The sequence below is a fragment of the Pseudomonas sp. 8209 genome (genome assembly GCF_028682105.1).
GTDB classification, from domain to species: Bacteria; Pseudomonadota; Gammaproteobacteria; order Pseudomonadales; family Pseudomonadaceae; genus Aquipseudomonas; species Aquipseudomonas palmensis.
This window is the reverse complement of the sequence record NZ_JANIAH010000011.1, coordinates 37,437-54,549: the sequence shown is the minus strand read 5'-3', so window position 1 is coordinate 54,549 and position 17,113 is coordinate 37,437. Positions and strand designations below refer to the sequence as shown.

19 protein-coding genes are annotated in these 17,113 nt (G+C 64.5%); 3 read left to right on the top strand and 16 right to left on the bottom strand.

Going from position 1 to position 17,113, the window contains the following annotated elements; translation table 11 throughout:
* Positions 1 to 42: 42 nt before the first annotated feature.
* The 13 genes from NP552_RS22210 to ccoN (NP552_RS22150) form a co-directional block, all read right to left on the bottom strand.
* The gene (locus tag NP552_RS22210; RefSeq protein ID WP_043862379.1) at positions 43 to 726 is read right to left on the bottom strand and encodes a sulfite exporter TauE/SafE family protein; all 684 of its coding nucleotides are present in this window, start codon (positions 724 to 726) and stop codon (positions 43 to 45) included.
* Positions 719 to 934, bottom strand: a complete 216-nt coding sequence (gene ccoS, locus NP552_RS22205) for a cbb3-type cytochrome oxidase assembly protein CcoS (RefSeq protein WP_054915579.1) — start codon at positions 932 to 934, stop codon at positions 719 to 721. Before ccoS ends, NP552_RS22210 begins: the two co-directional genes overlap by 8 nt.
* Before the next feature lie 12 nt (positions 935 to 946).
* The gene (locus NP552_RS22200; RefSeq protein ID WP_078480239.1) at positions 947 to 3,400 is read right to left on the bottom strand and encodes a heavy metal translocating P-type ATPase; all 2,454 of its coding nucleotides are present in this window, start codon (positions 3,398 to 3,400) and stop codon (positions 947 to 949) included.
* A 112-nt stretch (positions 3,401 to 3,512) separates the two neighbouring features.
* Positions 3,513 to 4,049 (bottom strand): FixH family protein, encoded by a 537-nt coding sequence (locus tag NP552_RS22195; protein WP_043862382.1) that lies wholly within the window; start codon positions 4,047 to 4,049, stop codon positions 3,513 to 3,515.
* Between the two features lie 12 nt (positions 4,050 to 4,061).
* Positions 4,062 to 5,477 carry a cytochrome c oxidase accessory protein CcoG gene (gene ccoG / locus NP552_RS22190; RefSeq protein ID WP_058542067.1) on the bottom strand — a complete coding sequence of 472 codons (1,416 nt, stop codon included), beginning with the start codon at positions 5,475 to 5,477 and terminating at the stop codon, positions 4,062 to 4,064.
* Positions 5,478 to 5,770: 293 nt separating this feature from the next.
* Entirely contained in the window at positions 5,771 to 6,751 is a 981-nt protein-coding gene (ccoP, locus tag NP552_RS22185; protein ID WP_043862384.1) for a cytochrome-c oxidase, cbb3-type subunit III, read from the bottom strand.
* Entirely contained in the window at positions 6,748 to 6,945 is a 198-nt protein-coding gene (locus NP552_RS22180; protein WP_043862418.1) for a CcoQ/FixQ family Cbb3-type cytochrome c oxidase assembly chaperone, read from the bottom strand. Before NP552_RS22180 ends, ccoP (NP552_RS22185) begins: the two co-directional genes overlap by 4 nt.
* A 5-nt stretch (positions 6,946 to 6,950) precedes the next feature.
* On the bottom strand, positions 6,951 to 7,559 hold the full coding sequence (ccoO, locus tag NP552_RS22175; RefSeq protein ID WP_043862385.1) for a cytochrome-c oxidase, cbb3-type subunit II: 609 nt from the start codon (positions 7,557 to 7,559) through the stop codon (positions 6,951 to 6,953).
* Positions 7,559 to 9,001, bottom strand: a complete 1,443-nt coding sequence (gene ccoN / locus NP552_RS22170; RefSeq protein ID WP_043862386.1) for a cytochrome-c oxidase, cbb3-type subunit I — start codon at positions 8,999 to 9,001, stop codon at positions 7,559 to 7,561. The genes ccoO (NP552_RS22175) and ccoN (NP552_RS22170) overlap by 1 nt, the downstream gene beginning before the upstream one ends.
* A 489-nt stretch (positions 9,002 to 9,490) precedes the next feature.
* On the bottom strand, positions 9,491 to 10,426 hold the full coding sequence (gene ccoP, locus NP552_RS22165; protein ID WP_043862387.1) for a cytochrome-c oxidase, cbb3-type subunit III: 936 nt from the start codon (positions 10,424 to 10,426) through the stop codon (positions 9,491 to 9,493).
* Positions 10,423 to 10,620 (bottom strand): cbb3-type cytochrome oxidase subunit 3, encoded by a 198-nt coding sequence (locus tag NP552_RS22160; protein ID WP_043862388.1) that lies wholly within the window; start codon positions 10,618 to 10,620, stop codon positions 10,423 to 10,425. Before NP552_RS22160 ends, ccoP (NP552_RS22165) begins: the two co-directional genes overlap by 4 nt.
* A gap of 5 nt (positions 10,621 to 10,625) precedes the next feature.
* Positions 10,626 to 11,234 (bottom strand): cytochrome-c oxidase, cbb3-type subunit II, encoded by a 609-nt coding sequence (gene ccoO / locus NP552_RS22155; RefSeq protein ID WP_043862389.1) that lies wholly within the window; start codon positions 11,232 to 11,234, stop codon positions 10,626 to 10,628.
* A 10-nt stretch (positions 11,235 to 11,244) separates the two neighbouring features.
* Positions 11,245 to 12,669, bottom strand: coding sequence for a cytochrome-c oxidase, cbb3-type subunit I (gene ccoN, locus NP552_RS22150; protein WP_043862390.1), 1,425 nt, complete (start codon positions 12,667 to 12,669; stop codon positions 11,245 to 11,247).
* A gap of 49 nt (positions 12,670 to 12,718) precedes the next feature.
* On the opposite strand from ccoN (NP552_RS22150), the gene NP552_RS22145 reads away from it, so the two are divergent.
* Complete coding sequence (locus NP552_RS22145) at positions 12,719 to 13,408, top strand: alpha/beta fold hydrolase (RefSeq protein ID WP_043862391.1); 690 nt, start codon at positions 12,719 to 12,721, stop codon at positions 13,406 to 13,408.
* A gap of 81 nt (positions 13,409 to 13,489) precedes the next feature.
* Here the strand turns inward: NP552_RS22145 and ppnP are convergent, their stop codons facing one another.
* Together ppnP and NP552_RS22135 are read right to left on the bottom strand one after the other, a co-directional pair.
* Positions 13,490 to 13,774 carry a pyrimidine/purine nucleoside phosphorylase gene (ppnP, locus tag NP552_RS22140; RefSeq protein ID WP_043862392.1) on the bottom strand — a complete coding sequence of 95 codons (285 nt, stop codon included), beginning with the start codon at positions 13,772 to 13,774 and terminating at the stop codon, positions 13,490 to 13,492.
* Between the two features lie 70 nt (positions 13,775 to 13,844).
* On the bottom strand, positions 13,845 to 14,396 hold the full coding sequence (locus NP552_RS22135) for an exonuclease domain-containing protein (RefSeq protein WP_043862393.1): 552 nt from the start codon (positions 14,394 to 14,396) through the stop codon (positions 13,845 to 13,847).
* A gap of 189 nt (positions 14,397 to 14,585) precedes the next feature.
* On the opposite strand from NP552_RS22135, the gene NP552_RS22130 reads away from it, so the two are divergent.
* Both NP552_RS22130 and NP552_RS22125 read left to right on the top strand, forming a co-directional pair.
* Entirely contained in the window at positions 14,586 to 15,341 is a 756-nt protein-coding gene (locus tag NP552_RS22130) for a substrate-binding periplasmic protein (protein ID WP_213607514.1), read from the top strand.
* Positions 15,342 to 15,406: 65 nt separating this feature from the next.
* Entirely contained in the window at positions 15,407 to 16,420 is a 1,014-nt protein-coding gene (locus NP552_RS22125; RefSeq protein WP_274097162.1) for a GNAT family N-acetyltransferase, read from the top strand.
* Between the two features lie 145 nt (positions 16,421 to 16,565).
* Here NP552_RS22125 and NP552_RS22120 read toward each other — a convergent pair whose 3' ends face one another.
* Complete coding sequence (locus tag NP552_RS22120; protein ID WP_043862395.1) at positions 16,566 to 17,105, bottom strand: RNA polymerase factor sigma-70; 540 nt, start codon at positions 17,103 to 17,105, stop codon at positions 16,566 to 16,568.
* Positions 17,106 to 17,113 lie beyond the last annotated feature (8 nt).

The following is a 17,113-nucleotide window of genomic DNA, read 5'->3' as shown; positions in this document are numbered from 1 at the left end:
GGAGCGTTGTGTCAGGGCGTGTTGATTTGTATCAACGGGTGTTCAGTGCCCCATGAGCCAGTGCTGGTGCGGCCCCGGCAGGGTCCACAGGCCGAACAGGATCACCAGCAGGCCCCCCGTCACGCGTACCCCGCGCTTGCGCAGCAGGGCGCTGGTGCGCTCGGCGGCCAGCCCCGTGGCCAGCAGCACCGGCCAGGTGCCCAGGCCGAAGGCCAGCATCAGCAGGGCGCTGTGGGTGGCGTTGCCCTGGCTGGCGGCCCACAGCAGGGTGCTGTACACCAGCCCGCACGGCAACCAGCCCCACAGCGCGCCCAGCAGCAGCGCGCGCGGCAGGCTCGACACCGGCAGCAGGCGATTGGCCACCGGCTGTATGTGCCGCCACAGGCCGCGCCCCAGGCTTTCGATGCGGGTCAGGCCGCTCCACCAGCCGGCCAGGTACAGGCCCATGCTGATCAGCAGCAGCGCCGCGAGCACGCGCATGCCGGTGGCCAGCGGTCCGCCCGCCACCGCCCAGCCGGCCAGGCCCAGCAGCAGGCCGGCAGCGGCATAGCTGAGGATGCGCCCCAGGTTGTACGCCAGCAGCAGCTGAAAGCGCCGGCTGCGCTGCGCCTTGGGGATGGCCAGGGTGAGTGCGCCCATCAGGCCGCCGCACATGCCCAGGCAGTGGCCGCCCCCCAGCAGGCCGAGGATCAGCGCCGAACTCAGCAGCGGCAACAGGTCAAGCATGGGGCGGGGCGCCGCTGTCGTCGGGCTTGCGCGGCTCGGCCTGGTCCAGGGCGGCCTGGTGCTTGGGGTCCTGGTCGTCGAACAGGATGCTGTGGGCCGGGCCTTCGAGGTCGTCGTACTGGCCGCTGTCCACGGCCCAGAAGAAGATGTACACGGCAATCGCGACGATCAGCAGCGCGGCGGGAATCATGACGTAGAGCGCGGGCATGGGGTCTCCGGGTCAGGCCGTCGCGGGGTGTGCGGCGTCGACGATAGGGGCGGTGGCAGGCAGCTCGCGGATGCGCGTAAGGCGCAGGGCGTTGAGCACCACGATCAGCGAACTGACCGACATGCCGACCGCCGCCCAGATCGGAGTGATCCAGCCCAGTGCGGCGAACGGCAGCATGAGGCCATTGTACAGGCCAGCCCACAGCAGGTTCTCGATGATTATCCGGCGCGTGCGGCGCGCCAGGCCGAAAGCCTGCACCAGCGCCTCCAGGCGGTTGGACAACAGCACCGCATCGGCGCTGGTCTTGGCCAGGTCGGTGGCCGAGCCCATGGCAATGCTGATGTCGGCCGCGGCCAGCACCGGCACGTCGTTGACCCCGTCACCCAGCATCAGCACCTTGTGTCCCTTGGCCTGCAGGGCCTTGAGCCGTTGCAGCTTGTCGTCCGGGCGCAGGCCGCCGACGGCCTGGTCGATGCGCAGCTCGGCGGCGACGCTGGCCACCATCGGCGAGCTGTCGCCCGACAGCAGCAGGGTCTGCCAGCCGCGGGCACGGCAGGCTGCCAGCAGGTCGGCGGCGTCGTGGCGCAGGCGGTCGTCGAGCACGAACCAGGCCAGCGGCCCGTGGCTGTCGCCCAGTAGCAGCCACTGCCCGGGTTCGTCGGGCATCGCCGGCGCTGCGCTGTGGCTCAGGGCGCACACGAAGTTGGCCTGGCCGATGCGCAGGCGGCGGTTCTCCACCTGCCCCTCAAGACCCAGCCCCGGCGTGCTCTGCACGTCGTCGGCGACCGTGATGGTGCGCCCGAAGGCCCGGGCGATCGGGTGCTCGGAGCGGCTTTCGAGGGCGGCGGCGAGGGTCAGGCACTGGTCGGCGTCCAGCGTCCCCAGCGGGCGGATGGCGCGCAATGTCAGGCGCCCCTCGGTGAGGGTGCCGGTCTTGTCGAAAATCACCGTGTCGATCTGGTTCAGGCCCTCCAGCACATGGCCGCGGGTGAGCAGTAGGCCGAGCTTGTGCAGCGTGCCGGTGGCCGCGGTGAGCGCGGTGGGGGTGGCCAGCGAGAGTGCGCAGGGGCAGGTGGCGACCAGCATGGCCAGCACGATCCAGAACGCCCGCGAGGGGTCCAGTTCCCACCACAGCAGGCCGATGGCCGCGGCGGCCACCAGCGAGAACAGCAGGAACCACTGCGAGGCACGGTCGGCGATCTCGGCCAGGCGAGGTTTTTCCGACTGGGCGCGTTCGAGCAGGCGCACGATGGCCGACAGTCGGGTGTCCTGGCCCAGGGCCTGCACCTGCACGGTCAGTACGCTCTCGATGTTCAGCGTGCCGGCCGTCACCGCATCGCCGCGCTGGCGCGGTTGCGGCAGGTACTCGCCGGTCAGCAGCGATTCGTCGACGCTCGACTGGCCGTCGATGATGCGCCCGTCGGCGGGCAGCACCGCGCCCGGGTGTACCAGGACCCGGTCGCCGGTCTGCAGCTCGCGCAGCAGGATGCGCTGGCTGTTGCCGTCGGCATCCAGGCGCAGGCACGAGGCCGGCAGCAGGTTGACCAGTTGCGCGGTGGCTGCGGCGGTGCGCTCGCGGGCACGGCGTTCCAGGTAGCGCCCGGCCAGCAGGAACAGCGCGAACATGCCCACCGCATCGAAATACAGCTCGCCGCTGCCGGTGATGGCGGTCCAGATGCCGGCGAAGTAGGCCAGGCCGATGGCCAGCGACACCGAGACGTCCATGGTCAGGTGGCGGGTGCGCAGGTCGCGGGCGGCGCCCTTGAAGAACGGCGCGCAGCTGTAGAACACGATGGGCGTGGTGAGAAACAGTGCCACCCAGCGCAGGATGGTGTGCAGCTCCGGGCTCAGGTCGATGTTGAACTCGGGCCAGGTGGCCATGGTTGCCATCATGGCCTGGAACCACAGCAGGCCGGCCACGCCGAGCTGGCGCAGGGCGGTGCGGTTCTCGCTGGCCAACTGCTCGGCGGCGCGGTCGGCCTGGTAGGGGTGGGCGGCGTAGCCGATATGGCGCAGTTCACCCAACAGTTGCGAGAGCGGCAGCTGGCTGTCGGCCCATTGCACCTGCAGGCGATGGTTGGACAGGTTCAGTCGCGCCTCGGCCACCGCCGGCAGGTTGCGCAGGTGCTTTTCGATCAGCCAGCCGCAGGCGGCGCAACTGATGCCTTCGATCATCAGGGTGGTTTCAGCGAGTTCGCCGGTGTGGCGCACAAAAGGCTTCTGCACGTCGCTGCGATCGTACAGGGCCAGTTCGTCGACCAGTTGCACGGGCAGCGCGTCGGGGTTGGCGCTGGCTTCGCTGCGGTGCTGGTAGTAGCTTTCCAGGTTGCCGGCGACGATGGCTTCGGCCACGGCCTGGCAGCCGGGGCAGCAGAATGCACGGGGTTCGCCGAGTACCACGGCGGTGAAGTGGCTGCCGGCCGGGACGGGCAGGGCGCAGTGGTAGCAAGGCGTGGGGCTGGTCATTGTTATCTATCGCAGATGGGTGGTGACCTTGTCGCGGGTCAAGCCCGCTCCCACAGGGTGTCTGAGCACCGAAAACCTGTGGGAGCGGGCTTGACCCGCGATTGCAGTCGACTCATTTCTCGAGGTGTTCAGCCCCTTGCAGCGCCTCGTCACCCAGCATCAGCGTGGTGTCGTGCGCCACTTGCTCTTCTTCGAACAGGCGCCATACCTGGCCCTTTTCGGTACCCAGCAGCTCGACGAAACGCCGGCCCTCGACCTTGTCGCTCAACTGCCCCAGGTAACGTCCGGGCTCGCTTTCGCTGCGGGTCAGCATGATCTTGCGGTCCTTCTCCGGCTGGGTCGGCGAGATCAGGTTCAGCTCCAGGGTCTGCGGCTGGCTGTCACCGCTCAGGCGCAGGTCCACTTCGCCGGTCAGCTCGTCCAGGTGCACGCTGGCCTTGAGCTTCAGGCTCTGCCCCAGCAGCTCGCGGTCCAGCGAGCGGTTGATGCCCTTGCCAGCCTCGTAGTAGTTGTCGTTGACCAGGTTGTCCGGGTTGTTCACCGCGATGGTCACCATGGTCAGGCTCAAGGTCACCGACGTGGCCAGCACGCCGATGATGATCCACGGCCAGAGGTGGTGGTGCCAGGGGCTGGAGGCGTTTGCAGGCATGTCTCTACTCTCTTAGCGAATGTTGGGGCCGATGAAACGGCTCTTGGCTTCGACCTGGGTGCCGTTGTCGTCGGCGTCCTTGAGGGTGAAGGTGACTTCGTTGGCAGTCGAAGGCAGATCTTCCGGTGCCATCGACAGTTGTACCGGCAGGCTGACGATATCGCCGGCCGCCACGCGGATCTCCCGCGCGCCTTCGAGCTTGAGGTCCGGCAGGCCGGAGGCATCGAGCACGTACACGTGGTCGCGCTGGTCCTTGTTCATCACCTTGAGGCTGTACACGTTCTCGATGCGGCCCTGGGCGTTCTCGCGGTACAGCACGCGGTCCTTGCTCACGTCGAAGCCCACCAGCGGGCGCATGAGGAAGGCGGTGGCCAGCAGGCCGATCATCACCAGCAGCACCACGAAGTAGCCGATCAGGCGTGGGCGCAGCATGTGCGTCTTCTGCCCCGACAGGTTGTGCTCGGTGGTGTAGCTGATCAGCCCGCGCGGGTACTCCATCTTGTCCATGATGGTGTCGCAGGCATCGATGCAGGCGGCGCAGCCGATGCACTCGATCTGCAGGCCGTCGCGGATGTCGATGCCGGTCGGGCACACCTGCACGCACATGGTGCAGTCGATGCAGTCGCCCAGGCCCTTGGCCTTGTAGTCCATGTCCTTCTTGCGCGGGCCGCGGGTTTCGCCGCGACGCGGGTCGTACGACACGATCAGCGTGTCCTTGTCGAACATCACGCTCTGGAAGCGCGCATACGGGCACATGTAGATGCACACCTGCTCACGCAGCCAGCCGGCGTTGCCGTAAGTGGCCAGGGTGAAGAAGCCGACCCAGAAGTAGGCCCAGCCGTCGGCCTGGCCGGTGAAGAATTCGATGCTCAGTTCGCGAATGGGGCTGAAGTAGCCGACGAAGGTCATGCCGGTGACGAAGCCGATGCTCAGCCACAGGCTGTGCTTGGCCAGCTTGCGCACCAGCTTGTTGGCACTCATGGGCGCCTTGTCGAGCTTGATGCGCTGGTTGCGGTCGCCTTCGGTGACCTTCTCGCACCACATGAAGATCCATGTCCACACGCTTTGCGGGCAGGTATAGCCGCACCACACGCGCCCGGCGAACACGGTGATGAAGAACAGGCCGAAGGCCGCGACGATCAGGATGCCCGAGAGCAGGATGAAGTCCTGGGGCCAGATGGTGGTGCCGAAGATGTAGAACTTGCGCTCGGGCAGGTTCCACCACACGGCCTGGTGCCCGCCCCAGTTCAGCCAGACGGTACCGAAGTACAGCAGAAACAGGAGGGCCCCGCCGGCCATGCGCAGGTTGCGGAACAGGCCGGTGAAGGCGCGGGTGTAGATCTTTTCCCGTGCGGCATAGAGGTCGACGCCGCCGGCATCTTTCTTGGCAGGTGGGGTGACGTCATGTACTGGAATCTGTTTGCTCATCATTGAGTCCCACGGCAGTGGAAAAGTGCCGCGGCCAGTACATGCCGACCGCAGTCAGAAGTTGTTGCTGCTCTAGGGCGCATGATACGCCTGTCATTGCGGTACAGGGTGCAGTGCGACCTTTGGTCGCGTTGGTTAGTGGCGGGCGATAGTGTAGTGGAGCTTGTCAATTGACCTGAGTCACGTGGGTGGCAGATCCGGCCCCTTGGCCGGCTAGCCGGCAGAAGGGGCCTGCGCCAATAAAAAGGCCCCGCCAGCAACACTGGCGGGGCCTTTTCACAGCCGGGGCATGTTCACTGCGCTTCGGCGGTTTTCTCTGGCTGGTGCGACAGGCTGTAGACATAGGCCGCCAGCAGGTGGACCTTGTCGTTGCCCTGAATGTCCTGCTGCGCCGGCATCTGGCCCTGGCGGCCGTAACGGATGGTCTGCTGCAGCTGGGCGTAGCTCGAGCCGTAGATGAACGCCTGCGGATGGGTCAGGTTGGGCGCGCCCATCGCCGGGGTGCCTTTGCCTTCCGGCCCGTGGCAGGCCACGCAGTTGGCGGCGAACAGCTTCTTGCCGTTTTCCACGTCGGCCTTGGCGTCCTTGGGCAGGGTGCGGCCATCGAGGTTGGTCAGCACGAACCCGGCCACATCGGCCACGCCCTGCTCGCCGATCACTTCGGCCCACGCCGGCATCACGCCGTGACGACCGCCCATGATGGTGGCCTTGATGGTCTCGGGCTCGCCGCCCCAGCGCCAGTCGTCGTCGGTCAGGTTGGGGAAGCCGTAGGAGCCCTTGGCGTCGGAGCCGTGGCATACCGAGCAGTTGGAGGCGAACAGGCGGCCACCCATCTTCAGGGCTTGCGGATCCTTGGCCACTTCTTCAATTGGCATCGCTGCAAATTTGGCGAAGATCGGCCCGAACTTGGCATCCGAACGCGCCATTTCCTTTTCCCACTCGTGCACGCCGGTCCAGCCCGACTCGCCGTTGGCAAAGGCCACCTTGTTTTCGTTGTCCAGGTACTGGTAGCCCGGCAGCAGGCCTTTCCAGTTGCCCAGGCCCGGGTACAGCACCAGGTAGCCCAGGGCGAACACGATGGTGCCCACGAACAGCATGAACCACCACTTGGGCAGCGGGTTGTCGTATTCCTCGATGCCGTCGTAGGCGTGGCCCACGGTTTCTTCGGTGGTTTCGCTGCGCTGGCCCTTGCGGGTGGACAGCAGCAGCCAGGTCAGGGCAAAGATGGTACCCAGACTCAGAACGGTGACGTACAGACTCCAGAAGGTAGTCATTCTTTGTTACTCCTAGAAGCGCTCGCTTGCGCTTGCTCGACGTGCTTGCTGGCTTCGGGATCATCCGCGAAGGGCAGCATGGTCGCTTCGTCGAACTCGGACTTGCGCCGAGAACTGAATACCCACAACGCCAGGCCGATGAAGGCCACCATCACCACGACGGTGCCCAGGCCACGAATCATCCCGATATCCATCAAGGTCACCGTTTGCTTTTGATGATGGTGCCCAGCCCTTGCAGGTAGGCAACCAGAGCGTCCATTTCAGTCTTGCCCTTGACCGCGTCGCGGGCACCGGCGATGTCCTCGTCGGTGTAGGGCGTGCCGAGGGTGCGCAACACTTCCATTTTCCTGGCGGTCAGCTTGCCGTCGAGGGTGTTCTCCACCAGCCACGGGTAGGCCGGCATCTTCGACTCCGGCACCACGTTGCGCGGGTTGTACAGGTGCGCGCGGTGCCAGTCGTCGGAGTAGCGGCCGCCGACGCGGGCCAGGTCAGGCCCGGTACGCTTGGAACCCCACAGGAACGGGTGGTCCCACACGCTTTCACCGGCTACCGAGTAGTGGCCGTAGCGCTCGGTTTCGGCGCGGAACGGACGGATCATCTGCGAGTGGCACTGTACGCAGCCTTCACGGATGTAGATGTCGCGGCCTTCCAGCTCCAGCGCGACGCGGGGCTTCATGCCCTCGACCGGCTTGTTGGTGACGTCCTGGAAGAACAGCGGGACGATCTGGGTCAGGCCGCCGATGCTCACGGCGATGACCATGAAGAAGGCCAGCAGGCCGATATTCTTCTCGACTACTTCGTGCTTCATCAGTGAGCTCCAACGACAGCGATCTGAGCGGCGGCTTCAGCTTCGGCCGGCTGCGAGGCGCGGACGGTGCGCCAAACGTTGTAGGCCATCAGCAGCATGCCGGAGGCGAAGAACGCACCGCCCAGTGCACGCACGATAAAGCCCGGGTGGCTGGCCTGCAGCGCTTCGACGAAGGAGTAGGTGAGGGTGCCGTCGTCGTTGATGGCGCGCCACATCAGGCCCTGGGTGATGCCGTTGACCCACATCGAGGCGATGTACAGCACGGTGCCGATGGTCGCCAGCCAGAAGTGCGCGTTGATCAGGCCCACGCTGTGCATCTGCACGCGGCCATAGATTTTCGGAATCATGTGGTACAGCGCGCCGATCGAGATCATCGCTACCCAGCCCAGAGCGCCGGCGTGTACGTGGCCGATGGTCCAGTCGGTGTAGTGCGACAGCGAGTTGACGGTCTTGATCGCCATCATCGGGCCTTCGAAGGTCGACATGCCGTAGAACGCCAGCGATACCACCAGAAAACGCAGGATCGGGTCGGTGCGCAGCTTATGCCAGGCGCCCGACAGGGTCATCATGCCGTTGATCATGCCGCCCCAGCTCGGGGCCAGCAGGATGATCGACATCGCCATGCCCAGCGACTGCGCCCAGTCGGGCAGCGCGGTGTAGTGCAGGTGGTGGGGGCCTGCCCAGATGTACAGGGTGATCAGCGCCCAGAAGTGCACGATCGACAGGCGATACGAGTAGATCGGGCGTTCGGCCTGCTTGGGTACGAAGTAGTACATCATGCCCAGGAAGCCGGTGGTCAGGAAGAAGCCCACGGCGTTGTGGCCGTACCACCACTGGATCATCGCGTCGGTCGCGCCCGAGTAGGCCGAATACGACTTGAACAGGCTGACCGGCAGCGAGGCGTGGTTGACGATGTGCAGCATCGCGGTCACCACGATGAAGGCACCGTAGAACCAGTTGCCCACATAGATGTGCTTGGTCTTGCGCTTGACGATGGTGCCGAAGAACACCGCACCGTAGGTAACCCACACGATGGCCAGCAAAATGGCGATAGGCCATTCCAGTTCTGCGTATTCCTTGGTCGTGGTGTAGCCCAGCGGCAGGGTAACCAGCGCGCCGACGATCACCGCTTGCCAGCCCCAGAAGGTGAAGGCCGCGAGGCTGTCGGAAATCAGTCGCGTCTGGCAGGTTCGCTGCACGACATAGTAGGAAGTGGCAAACAGTGCGCACCCACCGAAGGCGAAGATCACCAGGTTGGTGTGCAGGGGGCGCAGGCGTCCAAAGCTCGTCCACGGCAGGTCCAGGTTCAGCTGAGGCCAGACCAGTTGCGAGGCGATGAAGACACCGAGGCCCATGCCAAGGATCCCCCAGACCACCGTCATGATGGCGAACTGGCGGACGACCTTATAGTTATAAGCAGTCGGACTGATTGCTGTGCTCATTCTAAGGTTCCACGGTTTGGGTGTTTTTGTTGGTTAAAAAATCGGCGCAAGTATGTATAAACCGTGTGGTTATTGCAACGCGATGGAAATCGCGCCGCACCTTGCGAAGGCCGATTTTACGGCGTTTCCAGCCGATTGGCGGTGGGAAGTGTACACAATCGCAAGGCGATAATGTGCACCATTATTCCGCTTTCGTTGTGCACGCATTAAGCTGCCTTGGCACTATCGTCCTGCGTGGTCAGGGCAGGCAATTCGCACTTGGGCCGGGATCCATCAGCCTTTGGTGGTGGCTCGCGAACAGAAAGTGCGCCAAAAAGGTGCATTCAGGTGCAAGACTTCAAGCCACTGTGGCAACAAGCTTAGTCTCGATCAGGGGGGGTGCAAGGCGGGTGTGCGGCGGGGTGCGACACTTGGTCGCAAGGGGCGGTGGGAACCGCCGCACCGTTGTCGATGCGGCGGTTTGAGTCAAGGCTCAGTTACATCATCGTTTCACTTGGCAGTTACGTTCTCTGCCGGTTGCGACAGGCTGTAGACATAGGCCGCCAGCAGGTGGACCTTGTCGTTGCCCTGAATGTCCTGCTGCGCCGGCATCTGGCCCTGACGGCCGTAACGGATGGTCTGCTGCAGCTGGGCATAGCTCGAACCGTAGATGAATGCCTGCGGGTGGGTCAGGTCAGGTGCGCCCATCGCCGGGGTGCCTTTGCCTTCCGGTCCGTGGCAGGCCACGCAGTTGGTGGCGAACAGCTGCTTGCCGTTTTCCACGTCGGCCTTGGCGTCCTTGGGCAGGCTGCGGCCATCGAGGTTGGTCAGCACGAACCCGGCCACATCGGCCACGCCCTGCTCGCCGATCACTTCGGCCCAGGCCGGCATCACGCCGTGACGACCGCCCATGATCGAAGCCTTGATGGTTTCCGGGTCACCGCCCCAGCGCCAGTCATTGTCGGTGAGGTTGGGGAAGCCGTAGGCACCCTTGGCGTCCGAGCCGTGGCACACCGAGCAGTTGGAGGCGAACAGGCGACCGCCCATTTTCAGCGCCTGCGGGTCCTTGGCCACTTCTTCCACCGGCATGGCGGCGAACTTGGCGAAGATCGGCCCGAACTTGGCGTCGGCGCGGTCCATTTCCTTTTGCCACTCGTTGGCGCCGGTCCAGCCGTTCTCGTAGCCGGGCAGGATGCCTTTCCAGTTGCCCAGGCCCGGGTACAGGATCAGGTAGCCCACCGAGAACACCAGGGTGCCGACGAACAGCCAGAACCACCACTTGGGCAGCGGGTTGTCGTACTCCTCGATGCCGTCGAAGCTGTGGCCCATGGTCTGGTCGGTGGTGCCCTTGCTCTGGCCCTTGCGGGTGCTGAGCAGCAGCCAGGTCAGGCCGATCAGGCTACCGATGGTCAGTACGCAGATGTACGTACTCCAGAAGGTGGTCATTGCCCGTTACTCCTCGATTCGGATTCTTTGGCGGCAGGTACAAGGCGATCGTCGGCGAACGGCAGCAGGCTCGCTTCGGCGAACTCGCGGTCACGCCGGCCGCTGAACACCCACAGCGCCAGGCCGATGAAGGCGATGGCTACCAGCAGGGTGCCCAGGCCGCGCAACTGGCCGATATCCAGTGTGAAGTCCATGGCGCTTACCTCTTGTTCTTGATCGCGGTGCCGAGCACCTGCAGGTAGGCGACCAGCGCGTCCATCTCGGACTTGCCCTTGAGCGAGGCCACGGCGCCGGTGATATCGTCGTCGCTGTAGGGCACGCCCAGGGTGCGCATCACGCGCAGCTTGGTCTCGGTATGGCTGCTGTCGACCGGGTTGGCCACCAGCCACGGGTAGGCCGGCATCTTCGACTCGGGTACCACGTTGCGCGGGTTGTACAGGTGCGCGCGGTGCCAGTCGTCGGAGTAGCGGCCGCCGACGCGGGCCAGGTCAGGGCCGGTACGCTTGGAGCCCCACAGGAACGGGTGGTCCCACACGCTTTCACCGGCTACCGAGTAGTGGCCGTAGCGTTCGGTTTCGGCGCGGAACGGACGGATCATCTGCGAGTGGCACTGTACGCAGCCTTCACGGATGTAGATGTCGCGGCCTTCCAGCTGCAGCGCGGTGTAGGGCTTCATGCCTTCGACCGGCTTGTTGGTGACGTCCTGGAAGAACAGCGGGACGATCTGGGTCAGGCCGCCGATGCTGACGGCAAACACCATCAACAGCACCAGCAGGAAGACGTTCTTCTCGATTACTTCGTGTTTCATCAGGTTCTCCTCAGGCCAGCTGCGCAGTGGCGTTGGCGGTCTCGCCCGCTGGGGCACGCACGGTGCGCCAGGTGTTCCAGGCCATCAGGAACATGCCGGTGAGGAAGATCGCACCGCCCACGAACCGCACGATGAAGCCAGGGTGGCTGGCCACCAGGGTTTCGACGAAGGAGTAGGTCAGGGTGCCGTCGGCGTTGACTGCACGCCACATCAGGCCCTGGGCGATGCCGTTGACCCACATCGAGGCGATGTACAGCACGGTGCCGATGGTGGCGAGCCAGAAGTGCGCGTTGATCAGGCCCAGGCTGTACATCTGCTCGCGGCCGAACACTTTCGGGATCATGTGGTACAGCGCGCCGATCGAGATCATCGCTACCCAGCCAAGGGCGCCGGCGTGTACGTGGCCGATGGTCCAGTCGGTGTAGTGCGACAGGGCGTTGACGGTCTTGATCGCCATCATCGGGCCTTCGAAGGTCGACATGCCGTAGAACGCCAGCGACACCACCAGAAAGCGCAGGATCGGGTCGCTGCGCAGCTTATGCCAGGCGCCCGAGAGGGTCATCATGCCGTTGATCATGCCGCCCCAGCTCGGGGCCAGCAGGATCAGCGACATCACCATGCCCAGCGACTGCGCCCAGTCGGGCAGGGCGGTGTAGTGCAGGTGGTGCGGGCCGGCCCAGATGTACAGGGTGATCAGCGCCCAGAAGTGCACGATCGACAGGCGATACGAGTACACCGGGCGCTCGGCCTGCTTGGGCACGAAGTAGTACATCATGCCCAGGAAGCCTGCGGTCAGGAAGAAGCCTACGGCGTTGTGGCCGTACCACCATTGCACCATCGCGTCGGTGGCGCCGCCGTACAGCGAGTACGACTTGGTCAGGCTGACCGGGATTTCCAGGTTGTTGACGATATGCAGGATCGCCACGGTGATGATGAACGCACCGAAGAACCAGTTGCCCACGTAGATGTGCTTGGTGGTGCGCTTCATCAGGGTGCCGAAGAACACCACGGCGTAGGCCACCCAGACGATGGTGATCAGGATGTCGATCGGCCATTCCAGTTCGGCGTATTCCTTGGAGCTGGTATAACCCAGCGGCAGGCTGACGGCCGCGAGCACGATCACCAGTTGCCAGCCCCAGAAGGTAAAGGCGGCAAGGCGTGGCGAGAACAGCACGGTCTGGCAGGTACGCTGTACCGAGTAGTAGGAGGCGGCGAACAGTGCACAGCCCCCGAAGGCGAAGATCACCGCGTTGGTGTGCAAGGGGCGCAGGCGCCCGAAGCTGGTCCACGGGAGGTCGAAGTTGAGTGAAGGCCAGACGAGCTGCGCGGCGAGAAAAACGCCGAGCCCCATCCCGACGATTCCCCACACCACCGTCATAATGGCGAATTGGCGGACCACCTGGTAGTTGTAGGCGGTACTGCTGGTTGTGTTCATGTATGGGTTCCCATCCACGGTTATAGGCAGGCTAAACAGCGAGGCAAGCATGAGTAATGGGCAAGTGGCCGGTATTGACGGGGATCAATGGGCGCAGTGGGTCGAACAACGCGGCTGGTTGTACGATGCCCCGCAAAATCAGGCAGATGCGTCGCCCCTGGGGTGCCTGATCCTGGCCCACGGCGCGGGCGCACCCATGGACAGCGCGTTCATGACCGACATGGCGCAGAGGCTTGCCGCGCAAGGGCTGGCGGTACTGCGCTTCGAGTTTCCCTACATGGCCCAGCGCCGGCTCGATGGTGGCAGAAGGCCGCCAAACCCCCAGGCCCGCCTGCTCGACTGCTGGCGCGAAGTGGTGGCCCAGGTGCGACCATTGGTCGCTGGGCCACTGGTGATCGGCGGGAAGTCCATGGGCGGGCGCATGGCCAGCCTGGTGGCGGACGAACTGGGGGTGGATGCGCTGGTGTGCCTGGGGTACCCGTTCTATGCCGCGGGCAAGCCCGAGAAGCCGCGGGTGGCGCACCTGGCCGAACTGAAGACGCCAACCCTGATCGTGCAAGGCGAGCGTGATGCGCTGGGCAATCGCGAGACGGTGGAGGGGTATGCACTGTCGTCAGCCATCGAGCTGTGCTGGCTGGTGGCAGGGGATCATGACTTGAAGCCGCTGAAGGCCTCGGGGTTCAGCCATGCGCACCACCTGGGGGCGGCGGCGGACAGCATCGTGGCGTTTTTACGCTGATGGCCGCTTCGCCGGCAAGGCCGGCTCCTGCAACGACCGCAGTCCCCTGCAGGAGCCGGCCTTGTCGGCGAAGCCTTTGAATCAGTCGCGGTATTCGCACAGGTAGGCGGTATCGACCTTCACCTGCAGCTGGAACTTGCTGTCGGCCGGCACATTGAACTGGCTGCCGGCGGTAAAGGTTTCCCAGTTGTCGCTGCCCGGCAGCTTGACGATCAGGGCGCCGGACACCACGTGCATGATCTCGCGCTTGGCCGTACCGAACTCGTACTCGCCCGGGGCCATCACGCCGACAGTGGCCGGGCCTTCGGCGCTGGTGAAGGCGATCGACTTGACCGTGCCATCAAAGTACTCGTTGACCTTAAACATGGGCGACTCCTGAAAGGGGCAAAAAAGGGCTGGCCAGTATGCCCAAGCCTCCCGGTGGCGTCATCCGCTTTCAGGCGCCCTGGGCCGGCAGGCTCAGCGGCAGCAGGCGTGCGGTATTGCGCGCATCTTCCAGGGCGCGGTGCTGCTGCCCGACAAACTGCAGCCCGGCCAGGGCCAGCGCGCCCTTGAGCCCGGGCGGGCGTTTCAGGTGGCGGGCCTTGGCGAAGCGCTGCTTGAGGTTGAGGTGGCAGGTGTCGGCCAGCAGGCTGTGCACCTGGTGCACCTGCCATTCCTGCAGCAGCTGGCGGCGATCGTAGTCGCCCCAGCTGACCCAGCCCTGCAGGTGCGCCTGCTGATGCTGCAGCCAGTGCTCGAACCCGTCCCACACCTTGGCAAAGGAGGCGGCGGCGTCGATGTCCGCCTGGGCGATATGCGTCAGCTCACGGCAAAAGGGCGTCAGCAGCGGGCGCCGCCGGGGTTTTACGAAGCGCTGGAAGTGGTCCACCTCGCGGCCTTCGCGGTTGACCAGGCTGGCGCCGATCTCGATGATTTCCATGTCTTCGATCGGCCAGCCACCCTCGTCGGTGGTAGCTTCCAGGTCGATCACCAACCAGTGGCCCATGGCAGGCTCCTTGACAGATACTCGCCTGAGCGTAGCCAATCTGTTGCCTGTGCGGTATCCCGTGGCCATTTGCCTGATGGTTCTGCCAGTTGTGCAAGCGTAGGAAAACGCCTAGTTTAGGCGCGAACCCGTAAAGAGTGTGTTGCCTTGAGTTCAGCGTCACTGCCACAGGTCGTGCTCTCCCTGTCGATGCTCGCGGTGGCGTGGCTGACCACACCGGCGTGTGCCCAGGAGCAGATCAGGATCGGCGCAGCGCACTTTCCGCCGTACACCGTCAATCCCGAACGCGATACCGACAGCGGCCTGCTGGCGCAGTTGATCCAGGCCTTGAACGCGCTTCAGGACACCTACCATTTCACGCTGGTGCCCACCTCCATACCGCGACGCTTTCGCGACTTCAACGAGGGTCGCATCGACATGGCGATCTTCGAAAACCCTGACTGGGGCTGGAAAGGCATCGACTTCGTCAAGGTCGATCTCGGCCTCGAAGATGCCGAAGTCTTCGTCACGCACAATATCGAAGGCCGCGGCCAGGGCTACTTCGACAGCCTGCAGGGCAAGCGCCTGGCGTTGTACAGCGGCTATCACTACGCCTTCGCCGGTTTCAATGCCGACGCCAGGTACCTGCAGCAAACATTCGGCGCCACCTTGACCTATTCCCACGACAGCAACCTGATGATGGTGCAGCGCGACCGCGCCGACGTGGCCTTGGTGACCCGTTCGTACCTGTACGACTTTCTGGCGCGCCACGAGGATTACCGAGGCCAGTTCCTGGCCTCCGAGCGTACCGACCAGACCTATCACCATTACGCACTGTTGCGTCCCCAGGCACCGATCAGTGGCGAGGCCTTTGCCCGTCTGTTGCAGCAACTGCACGAGAACGGTCAGTTGCAGGACATTTTCGGGCCTTACCAGATCGGTGTCAGCGCGGCCCATTCGCCCTAAATTCGCCCACGGTTTTCACGTCAACAGCAGTGAGATTGTCTCTTCCACTTCGTGAGCCCAAGACCATGCCTTCCGATACCGCAACCTGCGCGTTGTCCCTGCCGCGCTGGCGCAGCCTCAGCGCCGATGAAACCGACTGCCACCTGAGCCTGGTGCTCGAAGACACGCCATTGGTGCGCCTGCGTCTGGAGCGCGGTGACGACCTCAACGTGCACCTTGAATACACCTGCCCCGAGCGCCCACAGCAGGCGTTGTGGGCCGCGTGCTACTGGCTGTTTTCCCGCGATCCGGGGTGTCAGCGCCTGTGCTGGCATCTGGCGCAGGTGCCCGAGGCGGCACTGGCCAGCGGCCTGCTGGTGGCCGACGAACAGGCGGGGCGCTACCGCTGCGAACGCACGCTGTTCTGGCAGTTGCCGCAACCGTGGTTGGGCGAATCGCTGTCGGGCGTGTACCCGCAGCAGATGCAGATCAGTGCCGGCAAGCGTCATCCGCGCCGTGCGCCCAAGCCGCGGGGGGAAGTGTATCGGCGCTTCGATGCGCGGCTGGGGGCCTGGATCTCGTTGCGGACCCTGGAAATCGACCACGACCTGGAGCGCTTCAACCGTTGGCAGAACAACCCGCGGGTGCTGAGCTTCTGGCAGGAGGGCGGCAGCCTCGAACAGCACCGCGACTACCTGAGCAAGCTTGAGGCCGACCCGCACACACTGACCCTGATCGGCTGCTTCGACGACCAGCCGTTTGCCTACTTCGAAGCCTACTGGGCCAAGGAGGACCGGATTGCACCGTTCTATGCGGCCGACGACTACGACCGCGGCATTCACATGCTGGTAGGGGAGCAGACGCACCGCGGGCCGCACAAGGTGGCCAGCTGGCTGTCGGCGCTGGTGCACTACCTGTTCCTGGACGACCCGCGCACCCAGCGCGTGGTGGCCGAGCCTCGGGCCGACAATGCCAAGATGATCGGGTACATGCATGACCAGTGCTTTCACTGCGAGAAGGAATTCGACTTCCCGCACAAGCGTGCGGCGCTGATGATCCTGGGACGCGAGCGCTTCTTCGAGCGCTGCAGGCTGGTATAGGCCGGCAACCGATCCTGTAGGCGCCGGCGTTGCCGGCGAACCAGCACAAGGCGCTCGTGCTGCCGGACACCCGGCATCTGGCCTGGAGGGAGGGTCGCCGGCAACGCCGGCTCCTACAGGGCAGCAGCGGCGCAGGGTGGCCCCTTCAGGCCACCTCACCCCGCGCCAGCGACACCTTGCGGCAATGCACCAGCGCATCGCGAATCATGAAGTTCACCAGGGTCGGCGACACGCCCAGCTCCTTGGCGATGTCCTTCTGCGGCACGCCATGCAGGCGGTACATCTCGAACGCATAGCGGGTGCGCTGCGGCAGCTCGCTCAGCGCATCGGCAATGTGCTCAAGCGTCGCGAAATTGATGTGCGTGGCTTCGGGCGAGGCACCATGGATGACCACATTCAGACCTTCCTCTTCGCTGCCGGAATACTTCAGCTCCATCGCCTGCTTGCGGTAATGGTCGATGGCCAGGTTGCGCACGATCTGGAACAGGTAGCTCAACTGCGCCTTGAACGACGAGGTGATCTGCGGGGCTGCACTGAGCCGGAAGAAAGCGTCCTGCACGACATCCTCGGCGCGTGAGCGACACCCGGTGATCCGGGCGGCAATTTTCACCAGAATGCTGCGATTGTCGACGAACGCTTGGAGTAACGGTGAATCGCACTTACTTGTGGACAGTTGTTCCGCCATGGAAATTT

Excerpts from the sequence above, each read along its gene's own strand:
- NP552_RS22210 (WP_043862379.1), bottom strand. The coding sequence starts at position 726 with ATGCTTGACCTGTTGCCGCTGCTGAGTTCGGCGCTGATCCTCGGCCTG.
- ccoS (WP_054915579.1), bottom strand. The coding sequence starts at position 934 with ATGCCCGCGCTCTACGTCATGATTCCCGCCGCGCTGCTGATCGTCGCG.
- NP552_RS22200 (WP_078480239.1), bottom strand. The coding sequence starts at position 3,400 with ATGACCAGCCCCACGCCTTGCTACCACTGCGCCCTGCCCGTCCCGGCC.
- NP552_RS22195 (WP_043862382.1), bottom strand. The coding sequence starts at position 4,049 with ATGCCTGCAAACGCCTCCAGCCCCTGGCACCACCACCTCTGGCCGTGG.
- ccoG (WP_058542067.1), bottom strand. The coding sequence starts at position 5,477 with ATGAGCAAACAGATTCCAGTACATGACGTCACCCCACCTGCCAAGAAA.
- ccoP (WP_043862384.1), bottom strand. The coding sequence starts at position 6,751 with ATGACTACCTTCTGGAGTCTGTACGTCACCGTTCTGAGTCTGGGTACC.
- NP552_RS22180 (WP_043862418.1), bottom strand. The coding sequence starts at position 6,945 with ATGGATATCGGGATGATTCGTGGCCTGGGCACCGTCGTGGTGATGGTG.
- ccoO (WP_043862385.1), bottom strand. The coding sequence starts at position 7,559 with ATGAAGCACGAAGTAGTCGAGAAGAATATCGGCCTGCTGGCCTTCTTC.
- ccoN (WP_043862386.1), bottom strand. The coding sequence starts at position 9,001 with ATGAGCACAGCAATCAGTCCGACTGCTTATAACTATAAGGTCGTCCGC.
- ccoP (WP_043862387.1), bottom strand. The coding sequence starts at position 10,426 with ATGACCACCTTCTGGAGTACGTACATCTGCGTACTGACCATCGGTAGC.
- NP552_RS22160 (WP_043862388.1), bottom strand. The coding sequence starts at position 10,620 with ATGGACTTCACACTGGATATCGGCCAGTTGCGCGGCCTGGGCACCCTG.
- ccoO (WP_043862389.1), bottom strand. The coding sequence starts at position 11,234 with ATGAAACACGAAGTAATCGAGAAGAACGTCTTCCTGCTGGTGCTGTTG.
- ccoN (WP_043862390.1), bottom strand. The coding sequence starts at position 12,669 with ATGAACACAACCAGCAGTACCGCCTACAACTACCAGGTGGTCCGCCAA.
- NP552_RS22145 (WP_043862391.1), top strand. The coding sequence starts at position 12,719 with ATGAGTAATGGGCAAGTGGCCGGTATTGACGGGGATCAATGGGCGCAG.
- ppnP (WP_043862392.1), bottom strand. The coding sequence starts at position 13,774 with ATGTTTAAGGTCAACGAGTACTTTGATGGCACGGTCAAGTCGATCGCC.
- NP552_RS22135 (WP_043862393.1), bottom strand. The coding sequence starts at position 14,396 with ATGGGCCACTGGTTGGTGATCGACCTGGAAGCTACCACCGACGAGGGT.
- NP552_RS22130 (WP_213607514.1), top strand. The coding sequence starts at position 14,586 with ATGCTCGCGGTGGCGTGGCTGACCACACCGGCGTGTGCCCAGGAGCAG.
- NP552_RS22125 (WP_274097162.1), top strand. The coding sequence starts at position 15,407 with ATGCCTTCCGATACCGCAACCTGCGCGTTGTCCCTGCCGCGCTGGCGC.
- NP552_RS22120 (WP_043862395.1), bottom strand. The coding sequence starts at position 17,105 with ATGGCGGAACAACTGTCCACAAGTAAGTGCGATTCACCGTTACTCCAA.